This is a genomic window from Cronobacter sp. HA18006, assembly GCF_011605445.1.
Classification (GTDB): Bacteria; Pseudomonadota; Gammaproteobacteria; order Enterobacterales; family Enterobacteriaceae; genus Cronobacter; species Cronobacter sakazakii.
Window position 1 is genome coordinate 199443 of the sequence record NZ_JAANQB010000024.1, and the last position, 19739, is coordinate 219181.

The 19739-nt window shown below is 55.5% G+C and carries 15 protein-coding genes; 9 read left to right on the top strand and 6 right to left on the bottom strand.

Translation table 11 applies throughout. The annotated features are described in order from the left end of the window. Positions 1 to 26: 26 nt before the first annotated feature. Together uraA and upp are read right to left on the bottom strand one after the other, a co-directional pair. The gene (gene uraA, locus G9X48_RS18980) at positions 27 to 1316 is read right to left on the bottom strand and encodes a uracil permease (protein ID WP_004386993.1); all 1290 of its coding nucleotides are present in this window, start codon (positions 1314 to 1316) and stop codon (positions 27 to 29) included. Positions 1317 to 1397: 81 nt separating this feature from the next. Beyond that, positions 1398 to 2024, bottom strand: a complete 627-nt coding sequence (upp, locus tag G9X48_RS18985; RefSeq protein ID WP_007763150.1) for a uracil phosphoribosyltransferase — start codon at positions 2022 to 2024, stop codon at positions 1398 to 1400. A gap of 231 nt (positions 2025 to 2255) precedes the next feature. On the opposite strand from upp, the gene purM reads away from it, so the two are divergent. From purM to ppx, 4 genes are all read left to right on the top strand, one after another. Then, positions 2256 to 3293: a phosphoribosylformylglycinamidine cyclo-ligase gene (purM, locus tag G9X48_RS18990; RefSeq protein WP_097566078.1), complete on the top strand. Its 1038-nt coding sequence runs from the start codon at positions 2256 to 2258 to the stop codon at positions 3291 to 3293. Next, positions 3293 to 3934: a phosphoribosylglycinamide formyltransferase gene (gene purN, locus G9X48_RS18995; protein ID WP_097641437.1), complete on the top strand. Its 642-nt coding sequence runs from the start codon at positions 3293 to 3295 to the stop codon at positions 3932 to 3934. Before purM ends, purN begins: the two co-directional genes overlap by 1 nt. 238 nt (positions 3935 to 4172) lie before the next feature. Beyond that, a complete protein-coding gene (ppk1, locus tag G9X48_RS19000) occupies positions 4173 to 6233 on the top strand; it encodes a polyphosphate kinase 1 (protein ID WP_007900053.1) in 2061 nt (686 codons plus the stop codon). A 3-nt stretch (positions 6234 to 6236) separates the two neighbouring features. Continuing rightward, positions 6237 to 7778 carry an exopolyphosphatase gene (gene ppx, locus G9X48_RS19005; RefSeq protein ID WP_097641438.1) on the top strand — a complete coding sequence of 514 codons (1542 nt, stop codon included), beginning with the start codon at positions 6237 to 6239 and terminating at the stop codon, positions 7776 to 7778. A gap of 33 nt (positions 7779 to 7811) precedes the next feature. On the opposite strand, the gene G9X48_RS19010 is transcribed toward ppx, so the two are convergent. Further along, on the bottom strand, positions 7812 to 10055 hold the full coding sequence (locus G9X48_RS19010) for an EAL domain-containing protein (RefSeq protein WP_097641439.1): 2244 nt from the start codon (positions 10053 to 10055) through the stop codon (positions 7812 to 7814). Between the two features lie 355 nt (positions 10056 to 10410). On the opposite strand from G9X48_RS19010, the gene G9X48_RS19015 reads away from it, so the two are divergent. Beyond that, positions 10411 to 10614, top strand: coding sequence for a YfgG family protein (locus G9X48_RS19015; protein WP_004386987.1), 204 nt, complete (start codon positions 10411 to 10413; stop codon positions 10612 to 10614). Positions 10615 to 10618: 4 nt separating this feature from the next. On the opposite strand, the gene G9X48_RS19020 is transcribed toward G9X48_RS19015, so the two are convergent. After that, positions 10619 to 10840 (bottom strand): hypothetical protein, encoded by a 222-nt coding sequence (locus G9X48_RS19020; protein ID WP_129560312.1) that lies wholly within the window; start codon positions 10838 to 10840, stop codon positions 10619 to 10621. 528 nt (positions 10841 to 11368) lie between these two features. Between G9X48_RS19020 and G9X48_RS19025 the strand changes: the two genes are divergently transcribed. The 3 genes from G9X48_RS19025 (at position 11369) to G9X48_RS19035 (ending at position 14834) form a co-directional block, all read left to right on the top strand. Then, positions 11369 to 11668, top strand: coding sequence for a hypothetical protein (locus G9X48_RS19025; protein WP_014728310.1), 300 nt, complete (start codon positions 11369 to 11371; stop codon positions 11666 to 11668). Between the two features lie 3 nt (positions 11669 to 11671). Next, positions 11672 to 12928: a hypothetical protein gene (locus G9X48_RS19030; RefSeq protein ID WP_069683061.1), complete on the top strand. Its 1257-nt coding sequence runs from the start codon at positions 11672 to 11674 to the stop codon at positions 12926 to 12928. 751 nt (positions 12929 to 13679) lie between these two features. Continuing rightward, entirely contained in the window at positions 13680 to 14834 is a 1155-nt protein-coding gene (locus tag G9X48_RS19035; protein WP_097641440.1) for an epoxide hydrolase family protein, read from the top strand. Between the two features lie 220 nt (positions 14835 to 15054). Here the strand turns inward: G9X48_RS19035 and guaA are convergent, their stop codons facing one another. Beyond that, a complete protein-coding gene (guaA, locus tag G9X48_RS19040) occupies positions 15055 to 16632 on the bottom strand; it encodes a glutamine-hydrolyzing GMP synthase (protein WP_007897290.1) in 1578 nt (525 codons plus the stop codon). A gap of 66 nt (positions 16633 to 16698) precedes the next feature. After that, positions 16699 to 18165, bottom strand: a complete 1467-nt coding sequence (guaB, locus tag G9X48_RS19045) for an IMP dehydrogenase (RefSeq protein ID WP_004386985.1) — start codon at positions 18163 to 18165, stop codon at positions 16699 to 16701. A gap of 170 nt (positions 18166 to 18335) precedes the next feature. On the opposite strand from guaB, the gene xseA reads away from it, so the two are divergent. Further along, entirely contained in the window at positions 18336 to 19709 is a 1374-nt protein-coding gene (xseA, locus tag G9X48_RS19050; protein ID WP_097641441.1) for an exodeoxyribonuclease VII large subunit, read from the top strand. Positions 19710 to 19739 lie beyond the last annotated feature (30 nt).

The following is a 19739-nucleotide window of genomic DNA, read 5'->3' on the forward strand; positions in this document are numbered from 1 at the left end:
GGCGACAGCGCCGCCCGGCAGGCGGATCAGTGCGGCGATTTTTCGTGCTCGTCAGCGTCAAGCACCGTCTCTTCCGGGCGCAATACATTGATAAGTTTGAAAATCAGGCTCAGCGCCACGCCGACAATTGTCGCCAGCGCCATGCCTTTCAGCTCGGCCGCGCCAATATGCACTTTCGCGCCGCTGACGCCAATGATCAGGATGACTGACGTCAGGATCAGGTTCTGCGCCTTGCTGTAATCCACTTTAGATTCAATCAGTACGCGAATACCGGATGCGCCGATCACGCCGTAGAGCAGCAGCGAAACGCCGCCCATCACCGGCACCGGGATAATCTGGATCGCCGCCGCCAGTTTGCCGACGCAGGAGAGCAAAATCGCGATGATCGCAGCGCCACCAATAACCCAGGTGCTGTAAACGCGGGTGATCGCCATAACGCCGATATTCTCGCCATAGGTCGTGTTCGGCGTGGAGCCGAAGAAACCGGAAATCATCGTCGAGAAACCGTTCGCGAACATCGAGCGGTGCAGGCCCGGATCGCGGATCAGATCTTTTTTCACGATGTTCGCCGTTACCACCAGGTGCCCGACATGCTCGGCTATGACCACCAGCGCCGCAGGCAGAATGGTGAAGATAGCAAACCACTCAAAGCGCGGCGTATAGAACGTCGGCAGCGCAAACCAGTGGGCATTGGCAATCGGCGTGGTATCCACAACGCCCATCGCGAAGGAGAGGGCATAGCCCGCCAGCACGCCGATGAGAATCGGGATGATCGCGAGAAAACCGCGGAACAGCACCGAGCCAAACACCGTGACCGCCAGCGTCACCAGCGAAATAGTGATTGTGGTGGAATCCGCCGTCTGGCCTTCCGCAGGCAGCAGGCCCGCCATATTGGCCGCAACGCCCGCCAGCTCCAGGCCGATAACCGCGACGATGGCACCCATCGCCGCAGGCGGGAACATCACGTCGAGCCAGCCGGTGCCCGCTTTTTTGACAATCAGCGCCACGATGCAAAACAGCGCGCCGCAAACGATAAACCCGCCGAGCGCCATCTCATAGCCGAGCGGCAGCAACAGCAACACGGGCGAAATAAAGGCAAAGCTTGAGCCCAGATACGCCGGGATTTTGCCTTTACAGATAAAGAGATACAGCAGCGTGCCGATGCCGTTAAACAGCAGTACGGTGGCCGGGTTAATATGAAACAGGATGGGCACCAGCACGGTTGCGCCAAACATGGCGAACAGGTGCTGCAAACTAAGCGGGATAGTCTGTAAGAGCGGCGGACGTTCACTTACCCCGATAGCACGGCGCGTCATAGCGTTTTCCTCAAGAGTGTTGATGTGTGATGTGTTAAGTGTGGGACCAAAAAAAAGCCGACTAATAAGTCGGCTTAACGTTTACTTCGTACCAAATATTTTATCGCCCGCATCGCCGAGGCCCGGGATGATGTACCCGTGCTCGTTAAGCCCCTTGTCGATGGACGCGGTATACAGCTCGATATCCGGGTGCGCTTTCTCCAGCGCCTTGATGCCTTCCGGCGCGGCGACCAGAACCAGCACTTTGATGCTGGTGCAGCCCGCTTTCTTCAGCAGGTCGATAGTGGCGATCATCGAGCCGCCTGTCGCCAGCATCGGGTCGACAACCAGCGCCATGCGCTCGTCGATATTAGAAACCAGCTTCTGGAAATACGGCACCGGCTCCAGGGTTTCTTCATCACGGTAAACGCCGACCACGCTGATGCGCGCGCTCGGTACGTTCTCCAGCACCCCTTCCATCATGCCAAGACCGGCGCGCAGAATAGGCACTACGGTAATTTTCTTGCCTTTGATCTGCTCGATTTCCACCGGGCCGTTCCAGCCTTCAATGGTCACTTTTTCCGTCAGCAGATCGGCTGTGGCTTCATAGGTCAGCAGGCTGCCCACTTCAGAGGCGAGTTCACGAAAACGCTTGGTGCTGATGTCATGCTCGCGCATCAGGCCCAGCTTGTGTTTAACCAGCGGGTGTTTCACTTCAACGATCTTCATTCTCTTTCTCCCCAGCAAGATGGCAGCCACAAAAAAAATCGCCGGATTATACCGCTTTTTGCGGGCCGCGCCATACGTAATGGGCTTGATCGGGATCAACCGAACAGAAGTCAGTCATCTTATTAGTGTGTTTTATTCAACGCAACAAGGGCTCGCAAACGTTTGCCTGGACTGTTAGAATTGCCGCGTTTTCTCTACTACCACCAACCGCAACCGCGTGGGGACTTAGCAGTGACCGACAAAACCTCTCTCAGCTATAAAGATGCCGGTGTTGATATTGATGCTGGTAACGCTCTGGTCGACCGTATCAAAGGCGTCGTGAAAAAAACCCGTCGCCCGGAAGTGATGGGTGGCCTGGGCGGCTTCGGCGCCCTCTGCGCGCTGCCGCAGAAATACCGCGAGCCGGTGCTGGTCTCCGGGACGGACGGCGTCGGCACCAAGCTGCGTCTGGCGATGGATCTGAAACGTCACGACACGATTGGCATCGACCTGGTGGCGATGTGCGTAAACGATCTGGTGGTACAGGGCGCGGAGCCGCTGTTCTTCCTCGATTACTACGCGACCGGCAAGCTGGATGTGGATACCGCGGCAAGCGTGATTAACGGCATCGCCGAAGGCTGCCTGCAATCCGGCTGCGCGCTGGTGGGCGGCGAAACGGCGGAAATGCCGGGCATGTATCACGGCGACGATTACGACGTGGCCGGTTTCTGCGTCGGCGTGGTGGAAAAATCAGAGATTATCGACGGCTCGAAAGTCGCCGACGGCGACGTACTGGTGGCGCTGGCCTCCAGCGGTCCGCACTCCAACGGCTACTCGCTGGTGCGTAAAATTCTTGAAGTGAGCGGCGCAAATCCTCAAACCACCGAGCTTGACGGCAAACCGCTCGCCGATCACCTGCTGGCCCCTACCCGCATCTATGTAAAACCGGTGCTGGAGCTGATTGAGAAGCTTGAAGTCCATGCCATCGCCCACCTGACCGGCGGCGGCTTCTGGGAAAACATTCCGCGCGTGCTGCCGGACAACACCCAGGCGGTGATTGATGAAGCCTCCTGGCAGTGGCCGGCGGTCTTCAACTGGCTACAGCAGGCGGGCAACGTCAGCCGTCATGAAATGTACCGCACCTTTAACTGCGGCGTTGGCATGGTCATCGCCCTGCCAGCCGCAGAAGCGGATAACGCGGTAGCGCTGCTCAATAGCCTTGGCGAAACCGCATGGAAAATCGGCGCGATTAAAGCCTCCGATGCCCAGGAACGCGTGGTTATTGCGTAATGAAGCGCATCGTAGTGCTAATTTCCGGCAGCGGCAGTAATTTACAGGCGATTATCGACGCCTGCGCGCAGAAGAAAATTAACGGCGTGATTAGCGCCGTCTTCAGCAACAAGGCCGACGCGTTCGGCCTTGAACGCGCGCGCGAGGCCGCCATTCCTGCGCATGCGTTAAGCGCATCTGATTTTGCCAGCCGCGAGGCGTTTGACCGTGAGCTGATGCAGGAGATAGACGCCTACGCGCCGGATCTGGTGGTGCTGGCGGGCTATATGCGCATTCTGAGCCCGGCCTTTGTGGCGCACTATGAAGGACGGCTGCTGAATATTCACCCTTCCCTGCTGCCGAAATATCCGGGGCTGCATACGCACCGCCAGGCGCTCGCCAACGGCGATGACGAGCACGGCACGTCGGTGCATTTTGTCACGGACGAGCTGGACGGCGGCCCGGTGATTTTACAGGCCCGCGTCCCGGTCTTTCCCGGCGACAGCGAAGAGGACGTCACCGCGCGCGTTCAGGCGCAAGAGCACGCCATCTACCCGCTGGTGGTAAGCTGGTTTGTCGAGGACCGTCTCGCGATGCGCGAAGGCCGCGCCTGGCTGGACGGGCATCCGCTCCCGCCGCAGGGTTACGCTTCTGACGAATGATTAAAGGGCCACGAGGCCCTTTATTTTTTCTCTCGTCTGGCGTTAATTCCGTCATCGACACGGAAAACTTGCCCGCCAACATCACGGTTTCACAGGCTTTTTTGCCGCTTTCTCGTAAGCCTGCGGATAACTGTCATACTTTTCTGGCACAGTTGGACAGAGCATGACAAAGCTCGCCATAATAACCCCGAGACGGATTTGCCACGTCCCGAGTTAATCAACCGGAGTGTGAGTAGTAATGGGTCAGGAAAAGCTTTATATCGAAAAAGAACTGAGCTGGTTATCGTTCAACGAACGCGTATTGCAGGAAGCGGCGGATAAATCTAACCCGCTGATTGAGCGCATGCGCTTTCTGGGCATCTACTCTAACAACCTTGATGAGTTTTATAAGGTCCGGTTTGCCGAGCTTAAGCGGCGCATTATCATCAGCGAAGAGCAGGGTTCTAACTCTCATTCGCGCCACCTGCTGGGCAAGATCCAGTCGCGGGTGCTGAAGGCAGATCAGGAGTTCGACGGCCTGTATAACGATCTGCTGCTGGAGATGGCGCGCAACCAAATCTTTCTGATTAACGAACGTCAGCTTTCTGAAAATCAGCAGGTGTGGCTGCGTCACTACTTCAAACACTATCTGCGCCAGCACGTCACCCCGACGCTGATTAATCGCGACACCGATCTGGTGCAGTTTCTGAAAGACGATTACACCTATCTGGCGGTCGAAATTATTCGCGGCGAATCTATTCGCTACGCGCTGCTGGAGATCCCGGCCGATAAAGTGCCGCGCTTCGTGAATCTTCCGCCCGAAACCCCGCGCCGCCGCAAACCGATGATCCTGCTGGATAACATTCTGCGCTTCTGCCTGGATGATATCTTTAAAGGCTTTTTCGATTACGACGCGCTGAACGCCTATTCCATGAAGATGACGCGCGACGCGGAATACGATCTGGTGCATGAGATGGAATCGAGCCTGCTGGAGCTGATGTCTTCAAGCCTCAAGCAGCGCCTCACCGCTGAGCCGGTGCGTTTCGTTTACCAGCGCGATATGCCGGATGCGATGGTGCAGATGCTGCGCGAGAAGCTCTCTATCTCGCGCTATGACTCCATCGTGCCGGGCGGTCGCTACCATAACTTCAAAGATTTCATTAGCTTCCCGAATGTCGGCAAAGCGAATCTGATCAACAAACCGCTGCCGCGCCTGCGCCACATCTGGTTCGATCAATTCCGCAACGGCTTTGACGCCATTCGCGAGCGCGACGTGCTGCTTTACTACCCGTATCATACGTTCGAGCATGTGCTGGAACTGCTGCGCCAGGCGTCGTTTGACCCGAGCGTGCTGGCCATCAAAATCAATATCTATCGCGTGGCGAAAGACTCGCGCATTATCGACTCGATGATCCACGCCGCCCACAACGGCAAAAAAGTGACCGTCGTGGTGGAGTTACAGGCGCGCTTTGATGAAGAGGCGAATATTCACTGGGCGAAACGCCTGACCGAAGCGGGCGTACATGTGATCTTCTCAGCGCCGGGCCTTAAGATCCACGCCAAGCTGTTTCTCATCTCGCGTAAAGAGGGTGACGACGTGGTGCGCTACGCGCATATCGGCACCGGCAACTTTAACGAAAAAACCGCGCGCCTTTATACCGACTACTCGCTGCTGACCGCCGATGCGCGCATCACCAACGAAGTGCGCCGGGTATTTAACTTTATCGAAAACCCTTACCGCCCGGTGAGTTTCGATTACCTGCTGGTGTCGCCGCAAAACTCGCGCCGCCTGCTTTATGAAATGGTCGATCAGGAGATCGCCAACGCGCAGCAAGGGTTGCCGTCGGGGATTACGCTTAAGCTTAATAATCTCGTCGATAAAGGGCTGGTGGACAGGCTCTACGCGGCGTCCGGCTCCGGCGTAAAAGTGAATCTGCTGATTCGCGGCATGTGCTCGCTTATCCCGCAGCTGGAAGGCCTGAGCGACAATATTCAGGTCATCAGTATCGTTGACCGCTATCTCGAACATGACCGGGTTTATATTTTCGAAAATGGCGGCGATAAGCGCGTTTATCTGTCGTCTGCCGACTGGATGACGCGTAATATCGACTACCGCATTGAAGTCGCCGCGCCGCTGCTGGACCCGCGCCTGAAACAGCGCATTCTGGATATCATTGATATCCTGTTCAGTGATACGGTGAAGGCCCGTTATGTGGACAAAGAACTGAGTAATCGCTATGTGCCGCGTGGTAATCGCCGCAAAGTTCGCGCACAATTGGCGATTTACGATTACATAAAATCTCTGGAACAGCCTGAATAATCTATGCCGATAACTTCTGATGCTCCACGACCGGAGGAATTTGCTGCGGTCGATCTCGGCTCTAACAGCTTCCATATGGTGATTGCCCGTGTGGTGGATGGCGCCATGCAAATCATTGGTCGTCTGAAACAGCGCGTACACCTGGCCGATGGGCTGGACGAAAATAATATGCTGAGCGAAGAGGCCATGGAGCGCGGCCTCGCCTGCCTCTCCCTGTTCGCCGAGCGTCTGCAGGGGTTTTCCGCGGCGAAAGTCTGCATCGTGGGCACCCACACGCTGCGCCAGGCCGCTAACGCGACGGATTTCCTGCGTCGCGCGGAAAAGGTCATCCCCTACCCGATTGAAATTATCTCCGGCAATGAAGAAGCGCGCCTGATTTTTATGGGCGTGGAACATACGCAGCCAGAGCGCGGGCGTAAGCTGGTTATCGATATCGGCGGCGGCTCGACGGAGCTGGTGATAGGCGAAGATTTTGAGCCGCAACTGGTGGAAAGCCGCCGCATGGGCTGCGTCAGCTTCGGGCAGCATTTCTTCCCGAACGGTGAGATAACGCCGGATAATTTCCGCCGCGCGCGTCTCGCCGCCGTGCAAAAGCTTGAAAGCCTCGCCTGGCAGTATCGCCTTAAAGGCTGGACCGTGGCGCTGGGCGCTTCCGGCACCATCAAAGCCACGCATGAAGTGCTGGTGGAGATGGGCGAAAAAGACGGTTTTATCACGCCGGATCGCCTCGATATGCTGCGCGATGAAGTGCTGAAATTCGGCCACTTCTCCGCGCTTACCCTGCCGGGGCTATCGGAAGAGCGCAAAGTCGTCTTCGTGCCGGGGCTGGCTATTCTCTGCGGCGTGTTTGACGCGCTGGCGATCCGCGAGCTGCGTCTGTCAGACGGCGCGCTGCGCGAAGGCGTGCTGTACGAGATGGAAGGCCGTTTCCGGCATCAGGATATCCGCATTCGCACCGCGCAGAGCCTCGCCAATCAGTACCATATCGACAGAGAACAGGCGCACCGGGTGCTGGATACCACCATGCTGATGTATGAGCAGTGGGAGCAGCAGAATCCTAAGCTTGCGAACCCGTCGCTGGCGGCACTGCTGAAATGGGCGGCGATGCTGCATGAGGTCGGGCTTGGCATTAACCACAGCGGCCTGCACCGCCATTCGGCTTATATCCTTCAGAACAGCGATCTGCCGGGCTTTAATCAGGAGCAGCAGATGATGATGGCGACGCTGGTGCGCTATCACCGTAAGGCGATTAAGCTCGACGAGCTGCCGCGCTTTACGCTGTACAAGAAAAAGCAGTTCCTGCCGCTCATCCAGCTGCTGCGCCTTGGCGTGCTGCTGAACAATCAGCGTCAGGCGACCACCACACCGCCGACGCTGGTGCTGAATACCGATGAGAATCACTGGACGCTGCGTTTCCCGCACGACTGGTTCAGCCAGAACGCGCTGGTGCTGCTGGATCTCGAACGTGAGCAGCAGTACTGGGAAGGCGTTACCGGCTGGAAGCTGAATATTGAAGAAGAAGCGAGCCCGGAAGTGGCCGCCTGAAACACGAAACGGTGAGCCTGGCTCACCGTTTTTTTATGCCTGCTCCGTCGTCTGCGGTTTCGCCGCGATAAGCGACTCCAGCGGTTGCGGCTTACCAATCACATAGCCCTGCAGATAATCGATACCGAGCGAACAAGCCACGTTTTTGATCTCTTCGCTTTCCACATACTCCGCCACCACCTGCATATTTTTCATCCGCGCCAGATGGCACATCGATTCAACAATCTGATAATCCAGACTGCTGGTCACGATATTGCGAATAAAACTGCCGTCGATTTTTAAAATATCGGCATTGATGCTTTTGAGCCGCGCGTAGCTGGCGTAACCGGTGCCGAAATCGTCAATTGCAATGCGACACCCCATCGCACGCAGCCGCGAAAGCGTCATTTGCGTCTGTTCCACATTCGTGAACGACTGGCTTTCAGTAATTTCAAAAATCAGTTGCCAGGGCTCAATGTGATAACGCGCCAGCAGCCGCTGGACCTCGCCCGGAAACGGCACGCGACAGACTGTGGCAGGCGTCAGGTTGATAGAGAAACGGCTGCCTGGCAACTGTTCGCGCCACTCATCCATAAATTGCAGTGTGCTTTCCAGCACCATCAGATCAATGCGCGACGAGAGACCGAACTCATGCGCCACCGGCAGGAAATTCTCCGGGGCAATCAGTTCGCCGTCATCACCGCGCATACGCAACAGAATTTCGTAGTAGCTGTCGCCGCGCATCCCTTCGATACGCTGCGCCATCAACCGGAAATGATGATTATCCAGCGCCTGCTGGAGGCGGTTGAGCATATCCACTTTCAGCTTCACGGCTTTCTGCACGTGGTTTGCGCCACGACACTGCAAGCTTTCGGGCTGATTGGTGGCAAGCGACAGATCCGCCATGGTGCTCATTTCACCAAGCAACAAATGCAGATGCGTGACCGGCGAGCGCACAAAGCTGTAACTGATACCCACCTGCGGCTGTAACGGCATGCCGTCCCACATAAAGCGGAACTGCCGCACGCGTTTATCCAGCGCGTCAATGCGCTCAAGATACGATTCCGTGTGAATACGCAGCACTAAATCGTGCCCGGAAAGTTGGTACGCCAGCTCATCCGGCAGCAGGATCTGGCGCAACCACGCCGCCATCTGCTGTTTATAGAGAATGCGCAGCATGACGCCATAGTTTCGCCCGAGCAGCTCAAGCTCGGGAATACGCATAAAACACAGCACCGACCAGGGGGCTTTGCCAAGATCCCGGTTCAGCGCTCGCAGATTCGGCATATGGCTTAACGGATCGATTAACGCCAGACGACGGCCGCGTAGATGCATCGTGCGCTGGCGGGTGGCAGTCAGCGCCATAAAGACAATCACCAGCGAAAAGACGCCATAGCTGGAGGTATTGACCACCATCTGGGTTTCGTAGCCGGGTACCGACGGGAAGTAGAGATAATAGAAATGACATAACACAGCCAGCACCGGCGTCCAGACGGTGGTGATGAAGAAATAGCCAAACCGCATCGCGCCCCAGAGCATCACGGGCAACAGTAATGAAAGCGTATAGGTGGTACTGAACAGCGAACTGCTGTCGCCCGTCGGCTGCACCAGACAGCCAAGCAGGAACAGAATCACGCCGAGCCAGACAACCACTTCGATTTTGCTGACTTTCTTATCGCGCTGGGCACGCGCCTGCGAGAGAAAACTCTTCAGATAGCGCGGGTGGCGCAGCACGCGAATCAGCAGATAGAAAAAAGGCATCCCCGTAAGGCAGCCGACCAGTACGGCCTGATAGCTGATAAGCGTCAATACGGTAAAAGGATTATCGCCCGTCAGCGACGTTGGACGCTCATAGAGCCCGAGAAACGCGGCTATCTGGTAAAACAGCATAAAGACCGAGGCGTTAAAGAACACCAACCAGAACATACGCTGCGCGCCGCTGCGTGAATGCCACCAGGAAACCGCATGCTGGCCCGGCGCAAAAATACGGTAGCCTGCCCAGCTCAGCGTTATCGGGACAAAGAAATTCAGCAGCGTGACCGAGAGATCTAATAACCCCACATTGCGGTGATAATAGACAACGATGCCAAGGCCGATGCCGGGCAGCGCGCGACGGCCATAAATCATCAGAAAGGCGCTAAACAGCGACAGCGGCAGGTAATAAAGCACCACCAGACCGCCTTCGATATGCACGTAAGTATTGCCTGCGCGGGCGAGTGGTAATAACAACAGCGGTAACACCAGCGGCAGAGCCCACCACTGATCTTTATTTTTCTTGAGTGTTTCAACCGATAACATAGATGCTCGATACCAGGGTCCCGTTCCCGGGCAAGAATTTCAGGCAGGCATCCGACCTGGCTGTTGAGAAGCGCGACAGACCTGAGCCGGACGCGGCGCGGTTAGCCAATCTTAGCCACAGGAAACCGCTTTCTTTTGATATACATCAAGTAATGCAACTGCACCATACGCGAACCGGCATTTGCAGAAAAAGACTCTTATCGCGTTATGCATCAAATGCTTAAATCCATTGATAAAAATCAGCCCCGGCAGATTCGTACGGAAATTTACATGATGAATAATTGACCTCTTCGGCTCGCTGTGCCTTAATATTTACGTCGCCCGCAGTTGACGGGTAAACCTGAAGGGTAAAGGCGTGTCACAGGCCACCAGCATACGAAGACGGGACAGATTCAACGGTCGAATGACCCGTATTGTACTGCTTATCAGTTTTCTTTTCTTCTTTGGTCGCTTTATCTACTCCGCCATCGGCGCGTGGTATCACCACCAGGATAAAGTCCAGGCCCAGCAAATCAGCATGCCTCTCGACGCCTCCTCGCAACAACAGCAGCAGCGCTAGTGTCTTAAGCTTCCCTTGCGACGCCAGAAAACGCCCGCGATCGATGATTAACGGGCGTTTCGGATATTCTGAAAACCGCGGCGTAATAAGCGCTGATGAACGGATGAGTAGTGACGGGTAAAATAACCCCGGCAATAACGTTTAATCGCACATGCAGTGCAGAGCCGAAGACGGATGGTATTGCAGTCGTGGCAATCCGCCGATATTTATCCTGATATTCGCTCATGCCGGGATTATCTCCCGATAAGAATGTCTGAGTCTCTGCGGGAAATGCATGACGAGGAAGATAATGAAAATATGCTCGTATAAAATCAGAAGCATGCTCGTTGAAATTTAGATGTACTCGCCTGATAACATTGGTTATTTCTTCAAATAAACGTCTTAAAACGGTCTCATAAATTCTGAATCAGCCTCAACTCAATATCGTCTATCCGCTCTATGGCAGGGGCGAGGTATTATTTGCGATTATCCACCACGAAATAATCCGTCATTAACTTTTCCTTGCACAAAATAGTTTTTGATAACATGAGAAAATTATACCAGATAAAAGTTAATCTACCTTTCTATGCACAAGAGTCGGCGTATTGCAATGTACTCCCCCCTCCTGATCTATGTAGATTGCAGTCTATAAGATAAACCCTATAGTCTTATCTGCTACTGCGCACTCCTTCGCGCACCTCCATGCCATGACTCAGCGTGTAATTAACCCCATGGCTGACTTTTAACTTGCATAACATTTTTCATGAGGAAGAGAATGGCTGAAATTGCGATTGAGGTGTCCGATGTGCAGGTTTTGGAAGAATTAGAAACACTTAGCAAAGATGCTGATGGTTTTTCTTCAGAGCACCAGGGTATTGATGGTGTTCAACTTTTTACGGCGGTGATGACGCTGGGCCCATTGGTGATCAACGGTATCGTCAAAATTGTCCTGGCACAGATTGCCGCCAGGAAACATGTACGCGTCATTGTGGATGGTACTGAGATCAGCGGGGTGAGCGAAAAAACGCTTATGGATATCCTCAACAGTAAAGTTGACAACCAGCCCCGCAAATAGCCGATGAATAAAACGTCGCCGATTGACCGTCTCATCTCAGCTACGCGTCTCAACGACACAGTAAGGGCTAACCCCGAATTATATGAAACAACAATACTGCGCCTGAAGTCTATAGCAGAGCAATTGGGGTTGCCTCTTGATGTCAAGGTCGTGTATTCATCGTCACGCAGGGTTGAACACATCACCATATCCGGCATGGTCTGGTTGATTTACGATCAGTATCTGGGTCAAACGATGAATATGCTGAACAGGCTTTTCATTGAGGCGGAGGATGCCCATCCATCGCTTGTCTACTTTCACAAAGTATTGGCAGAGCGACTTGTTGATGCTGGACAGTTAGCTAATGCGTTACATTGTGCTGCGGCGTATCACTCCTCGCGTGAAGTATTACGTTCCAGATCTTCAGACTACACCTGGCGCAACGTGTTAACGAAAACCCACGAGCGATTCTTGCTTTATCACGAGTTCGGGCATCGTATTTTTTCAAATCCTGCGCTCATGCCGGTTATACGCGAGCATGTGCAATTCCTTATTCAGCATCAGGCTCAGGTAACGCGAAGACCGCTTAAGACGATCCTTCGGTCGATGCGCAAAGCGCCTTCTGCAGCGCGGCATCACCAGAATCTCAAAGCTGCTATTCGCGATCTCAGGCTTGAATATGAATCTGAGGAAGGGCGGTATTACAGACAAGCACAGCTGTCCTCATTAGCTCAGCCCCAAACTGAAGAAGAAGTGTTTTGTGACGTCTTCGCCTCAGATTTTGTACTGATGGAAGGCCTCAATGACGGTGATGATCTCATAAAAGTACTACGCGCAATTTATGTTGGACTCTACCACTTACAAGCGCTTGAATATTTACGCCGATTTCCATCTCTTACGAATGATTCGACGGACTGGCTGACTGACAAAATGCCGCACATTCAACTGCGCAGCCACTGCCTGCGTGCACACCTGATATTCCTCTACCAGACGGAGTTACGTGTCAAACAGCAGCTTGATGATAACCTCGTTGCCGACAGCATTCGTGCTTTTGAAATTCAACTCATGGAAGATCAGAAACGTCACTACGATGTGATATATGACAGCGCAATACGGCTGTGTGATAGCTTACGACGTAATGACACGCTCCCGGAACTGGGCAGGGAAACAATGGCGAGGCTACAGGCCGGGTTGCAAGATTCACAATCAACGTCCACACCATTACCCACTGATGATGAATTAAAGAAAATTATTCTGATTTTTACGGGTTGGCTTCCATAATGACCTTTTCCGGGATGTGGAAGGTTCGCCTTTGAGATATAAGCAGTGACTGCGTAAAAGAGCGATTATTTAACTGAATAAATGTCGTCCGCGCTCTTTTACAGGCTTAATACACGGCATCAAAATAATATCATTAACGTTTACTATGGAAATATTTTGTCGGGATTGACTGGTGCCATTGCGCGTTCTCCTCGCGTTAGTCTCTGCTTCTGACAACAATAGAGAGCGAGCGTCCAGACGATATTTCTCGCATCTGGCCTATGTGCCGTACGATCTATCCACCACTTGCGCCTTGTTGATTATCACTTTGGGTTTTGGACGCAGCCACCATCATGGTCTACAACTTACCGGGTGTTGTTTATTCGTTAACCGAGCTCGGTGTCCCGTTTTCTCACTATGAGAACTGGCATTTCACCCGTTACATCAGGAAGTTGGTGGGTCGTTCAACTGCGTTACACATCGCTATCGCGGGCGCGAAAAGGGATCGGGATCTCTGCCGCTTACGCGCATACAGAGCCCTCCAGGTTCACAAGTCAGACATACAGACGCATTACGATTAAAGCTGTTTTACAGGACGATCCGCAGGCTTTGAGCCGCGCTGTTGCCGCCAGGCTTAATACGGTCGACATTGCTGTCACTACTATTCTGAATGGCGGATTTCTGGCGTTACCTGAAGGCGATGCGCCTGTTGCGCAGCCTGGCGCGGCATTTCAACGACACGTTGGCCCATACTTACGCAAGGAATTAAACGATGCCCCATTCTGTCGAGTCCTTCCCTATTCACGTTCCGCAGGCACAGCTTGATGACCTGGCTGAACGTCTGGCGCAAACCCGGTGGCCTGATCCGCAAACCGTATCCGACCATAGCCAGGGGCCACAACTCCAACGGCTTCGCGCTCTGGTTGAACACTGGCAAAATGCGTATGACTGGCGCATCACTGAAACCCAACTGAATGAGTGGAACAGCAGCCGAACCGAAATCGACGGCCTCGGCATACACTTTCTGCATATTCGCTCCCCGCACCCCGACGCCCTTCCCTTGTTGATGACGCATGGCTGGCCGGGCTCCATTCTTGAATTCAGGGCGATGACAGGACCGCTTACCAACCCGACAGCCTATGGCGGACAAGCCTGCGATGCGTTTCATTTAGTTATCCCTTCGCTTCCGGGTTTTGGTTTTAGTGATAAACCCTCTTCACCTGGCTGGGGCGTAGCTAAAACAGCCAGAGCCTGGGCACAGCTCATGGAACGTTTGGGATACGGTCAGCGTTGGGCCGCCCAGGGGGGGGACTGGGGCGCAGCCGTCACCACTGCACTTGGGCATATGCGTCCGCCGGGTCTTGTGGGTATTCATCTGAATATGGTGATGTACCAGCCAACCCAGGATGAAATCGCACAGGCCACACCTGAAGAGCAGCGCATGTTGGCTGATGCTCAACGCTACGAGCGTGAGCTTTCGGGCTATATGAAGGTGCAAAGTACCCGTCCCCAGTCGATAGGCTTTGCCCTGTCAGACTCCCCCGTTGGCCTGGCCGCATGGATATACGCCCTCTTTCAGGACGCGTCCGACAGCGCAGGAGAACCTGAGCAGGTCATCGACATCAACGCCCTGATTGATGACGTTATGCTCTATTGGTTGCCGAATGCCGGACCAAGCTCCGTTCGTTTCTATTGGGAAGGAAGAAACGAGATGCAACGGCAAGGCCCTGCCCCGGTCATGTCTGTTCCGGCAGGTGTGAGCATGTTTCCCGGCGAATTACTACGCCTCTCCCGGCGCTGGGCACAGGCGCGTTTCGCCGACCTGCAATTTTTCGCAGAAGCTGAACGTGGCGGTCACTTCGCCGCGATGGAAAACCCGACTACTCTCGCCGGGCATATACGTGAGACTTTCCGGGTGCTGCGTTGACGGGCTCTGAGATGGAATGCAGCCGCGCGTATCATTAAGCCGTTACGATGCCATTCACAGGCCAATCGTTGCGCCGGAGCAACACCGTCTTTTCATGATGGCGTACTCACTGACAAACCGGCACGGTATTAACATTTCTCCCGGAGTCATCAGCGCACGCGAAAAAAAGCCCGCATTATGCGGGCTTTACATAGTGGTACAGCATGGTTTCAAATGAGACTTATTCCCACTCAATCGTCGCGGGCGGTTTACCGCTGATATCATAAACCACACGGGAAATGCCGTTGATTTCATTGATAATACGGTTGGAAACGCGGCCCAGGAAATCGTATGGCAGATGCGCCCAGTGAGCGGTCATAAAGTCGATGGTTTCGACCGCACGCAGTGAGACGACCCAGTCATACTTGCGGCCATCGCCCATGACACCGACAGAGCGCACCGGCAGGAACACCGCGAATGCCTGGCTCACTTTGTCGTACAGATCCGCACGGCGCAGCTCTTCGATAAAGATAGCGTCGGCGCGGCGCAGCAGGTCGCAGTACTCTTTTTTCACTTCGCCCAGCACGCGCACACCGAGGCCCGGCCCCGGGAACGGGTGGCGATAGAGCATGTCATACGGCAGACCCAGCTCCAGACCAATCTTGCGCACTTCGTCTTTAAACAGCTCTTTGAGCGGCTCGACGAGGCCCATTTTCATCTCTTTCGGCAGGCCGCCCACGTTGTGGTGAGATTTGATCACGTGCGCTTTGCCGGTGGCAGACGCCGCAGATTCAATCACATCCGGGTAGATAGTGCCCTGCGCCAGCCACTTCACATCTTCCAGTTTCAGCGCTTCTTCGTCGAACACTTCCACGAAAACACGACCAATGGTTTTACGCTTGGCTTCCGGCTCGTCGATGCCCGCCAGCGCGTCGAGGAAGCGCGCTTCCGCCGGGACGTGAACGATGTTAAGACCAAAATGGTCGCCAAACATATCCATCACCTGCTCGGCTTCGTTCAGGCGCAGCAGGCCGTTATCAACGAACACGCAGGTCAGACGGTCGCCAATCGCACGGTGCAGCAGCATGGCGGTGACGGAGGAGTCCACGCCGCCGGAGAGGCCCAGGATCACGCGATCGTTACCCACCTGCTGACGAATGCGTTCAACCGCGTCGTCGATGATTTTCGCCGGCGTCCACAGCGCTTCGCACTCGCAGATGTCGCGCACGAAGCGCTCCAGCATACGCAGGCCCTGACGGGTGTGGGTCACTTCCGGGTGGAACTGCACGCCGTAGAAACGCTTCTCTTCGTTCGCCATGATCGCGAACGGACAGGTTTCGGTGCTGGCGACGGTCACGAAATCAGACGGAATGGCGGTTACTTTATCGCCGTGGCTCATCCAGACATCCAGCAGCGGGTTGCCGTCGGCGCTCAGCGCATCTTCAATACCACGCACCAGCGCGCTGTCGGTTTTAACTTCTACCTGCGCATAACCGAATTCACGCTCGTTAGAACCTTCCACATGGCCGCCCAGCTGCATCGCCATGGTCTGCATACCGTAGCAAACGCCAAGCACCGGCACACCGGCGTTAAAGACATATTCCGGCGCGCGCGGGCTGTTTTCTTCGGTGGTGCTCTCCGGGCCGCCGGAAAGGATAATCCCGTTAGGATTAAAGCCGCGGATTTGCTCTTCCGTCACGTCCCAGGCCCACAGTTCACAGTAAACGCCCAGCTCACGCACGCGGCGCGCCACCAGTTGGGTGTACTGAGAACCGAAGTCGAGGATAAGGATACGATGCTTATGAATGTTGTCCGTCATTGACGCGTTTTCCAGAAAGTAGCTGATACAAAGTAAACGCCCGGCGCGAACGCCGGGCGAAGAAAATTAAGACCCCATACGGTAGTTCGGAGACTCTTTGGTGATGGTCACATCGTGAACGTGGCTTTCCTGAATGCCCGCGCCGCTGATGCGCACAAATTCCGCTTTGGTACGCAGCTCGTCGATCGTGGCGCAGCCGGTCAGGCCCATGCAGGAGCGCAGGCCGCCCATCTGCTGGTGGATAATTTCTTTCAGACGGCCTTTATACGCAACGCGGCCTTCGATGCCTTCCGGCACCAGCTTGTCAGCGGCGTTATCGGTCTGGAAATAGCGGTCGGAAGAGCCTTTGGACATCGCGCCGAGCGAGCCCATGCCACGATAGGATTTATATGCGCGGCCCTGGTAGAGTTCGATTTCGCCCGGGGATTCATCCGTGCCAGCCAGCATAGAGCCGACCATCACGACGCTTGCGCCCGCCGCGATCGCTTTGGCGATATCACCGGAGAAACGAATGCCGCCGTCAGCGATTACCGGAATACCGGTGCCTTCCAGCGCTTCTACCGCGTCCGCCACGGCGGTGATCTGCGGTACGCCCACGCCGGTTACGATACGGGTGGTACAGATAGAACCAGGACCGATGCCCACTTTCACCGCACTGACGCCTGCGTCCGCCAGGGCTTTCGCGCCGGCGGCCGTTGCGACGTTACCGCCGATGATTTGCAGATCCGGGTATTTCGCGCGGGTTTCGCGAATGCGTTGCAGCACGCCTTCGGAGTGGCCGTGAGAAGAGTCAATCAGCAGCACGTCAACGCCTGCGGCAACCAGCGCGTCAACACGCTCTTCGTTACCGGCACCCGCGCCCACCGCCGCACCGACGCGCAGACGGCCCTGCTCGTCTTTACAGGCGTTCGGTTTACGTTCGGCTTTCTGGAAATCTTTTACGGTGATCATGCCGCGCAGGTGGAAGCTCTCATCCACGACCAGCGCTTTCTCAACGCGTTTTTCGTGCATTTTCGCCAGCACGACGTCGCGGGATTCGCCTTCGCGAACGGTCACCAGACGCGCTTTCGGCGTCATGTAAACGCTGACCGGCTGGTTCAGATCGGTTACAAAGCGCACGTCGCGCCCGGTGATGATACCGACCAGTTCGTTCTCTTCAGTCACAACCGGGTAGCCTGCGAAGCCGTTGCGCTCGGTCAATTCTTTCACTTCACGCAGGGTGGTGGTCGGCAGAACAGTCTGCGGGTCGGTCACGACGCCGGATTCATGTTTTTTCACGCGGCGAACTTCTTCCGCCTGGCGCTCGATAGACATGTTTTTGTGGATAAAGCCGATGCCGCCTTCCTGCGCCAGGGCAATCGCCAGACGCGCTTCCGTGACGGTATCCATCGCCGCTGAAAGCATCGGGATGTTCAGGCGGATGGTTTTGGTCAGTTGCGTGCTGAGATCTGCGGTGTTCGGCAGAACGGTAGAGTGAGCGGGAACGAGGAGGACGTCGTCAAACGTCAGTGCTTCTTTAGCGATACGTAGCATGGGCAATATCTCAACCTGGGGTGAATGAGAACAGATAAAATATTGCCGCGGCATTATACAGAGCGTAACCGATTGCTTCTACATTTTTTTGCGAAAAAAGGTTACGCTGGTCTGCATGCAGGTTACTATCGATTGAATAACCCGCTGATTTAAAATTTGATCCAGCTCACATGCCGCTTACTCAGACACCCTCAATTTTTACCGTCAGCCGCCTTAACCAGAGCGTGCGTCTGCTGCTTGAGCAGGAGATGGGCCAGGTTTGGATCAGCGGCGAAATCTCCAACTTCACTCAGCCCGCGTCCGGTCACTGGTACTTTACGCTCAAAGACGACACCGCCCAGGTGCGCTGTGCGATGTTCCGCAACAGCAATCGCCGCGTGACGTTCCGCCCCCAACATGGCCAGCAGGTGCTGGTGCGCGCCAATATCACGCTCTACGAGCCGCGCGGCGACTATCAAATCATCGTCGAAAGCATGCAGCCTGCCGGTGAAGGCTTGCTTCAACAGCGCTATGAACAGCTTAAGCAGCAGCTCGCCGCCGAAGGGTTGTTCGATCCGGCGCTGAAAAAGCCGCTGCCCTCCCCGGCGCGCCAGGTGGGCGTGATTACGTCGAAAACCGGCGCGGCGCTGCACGATGTGCTGAATGTCTTACGCCGTCGCGATCCGTCGTTGCCGGTGGTTATCTACCCGACCGCCGTACAGGGCGACGACGCGCCCGCCCAGATTGTGCGCGCCATTGAGCTTGCTAACCTGCGTGATGAATGCGACGTGTTAATCGTCGGACGCGGCGGCGGCTCGCTGGAAGATTTGTGGAGCTTTAACGACGAGCGCGTCGCGCGGGCCATTTTCGCAAGCCGCATTCCGGTCGTCAGCGCGGTCGGCCATGAAACTGACGTCACTATCGCCGATTTTGTCGCGGATCTGCGCGCGCCAACGCCGTCCGCCGCCGCTGAGATAGTCAGCCGCAACCAGCTTGAACTGCTGCGCCAGGTACAGGCCTTGCAGCAGCGTCTGGAAATGGCGATGGACTACTCGCTGGCTAACCGCCAGCAGCGCTTTACGCGCCTGCATCACCGTCTTGAACAGCAGCACCCGCAGCTGCGCCTCGCCCGCCAGCAAACGCTGCTGATGCGCCTGCGCCAGCGTATGGATAACGCGCTGGACAGCCGGATGCGCCAGGCGACGCAGCGTCAGACCCGCCTGATGCAACGTCTGAACCAGCAGCAGCCGCTGCCGCGTCTGCATCGCGCCTCGGCGCGCGTTCAGCAGCTGGAGTATCGCCTCGGGCAGATTATCGCGGCCCGCCTGAGCCACACGCGTGAGCGTTTCGGCAACGCTATTACGCATCTGGAGGCCGTCAGCCCGCTTGCAACGCTGGCGCGCGGCTACAGCGTTACCACGGCGCAGGATGGCAACGTGCTGAAGGCGACGAAGCAGGTGCAGCCCGGCGATACGCTGACTACGCGGCTTGCCGACGGCTGGGTGGAAAGCGAAGTCCGCCAGATCACGCCCGCCAAAAAAACGCGCAAAAAGAAAACCGGATAAACCTCAGCAGCACCGGACTGGTCGCGAACT